Raw genomic sequence first — 203 nt, 5'->3', positions numbered from 1 at the left:
GATAACTGTGGAGGCACAGTAACTGTAAGTCATAATGCAACACTTCCGATTTCAGGCGAAGGGACAACAACGATAGTGACGTGGACTTATGATGATGGCAATGGAAATACAAGTACACAAGATCAAAATGTGATTATAGATGACACCACAGCACCAACACCAGATGCCGTAAGTTTATCAGATATCACAGCAGAATGTGAAGT

Annotated in this window: 1 protein-coding gene; it reads left to right on the top strand. The window is 41.4% G+C overall.

The genetic code is table 11. The annotated features are described in order from the left end of the window. Positions 1–203 (top strand): hypothetical protein (locus tag Q0787_RS19335; protein WP_298905122.1); only part of this gene is annotated, 203 nt, incomplete at both ends.

Origin of the sequence: uncultured Psychroserpens sp. (genome assembly GCF_947492715.1) — a bacterium.
Taxonomy (GTDB): domain Bacteria; phylum Bacteroidota; class Bacteroidia; order Flavobacteriales; family Flavobacteriaceae; genus Psychroserpens.
The sequence above is the reverse complement of the archived record's forward strand: the minus strand, read 5'-3'. Positions and strand labels throughout refer to the sequence as shown.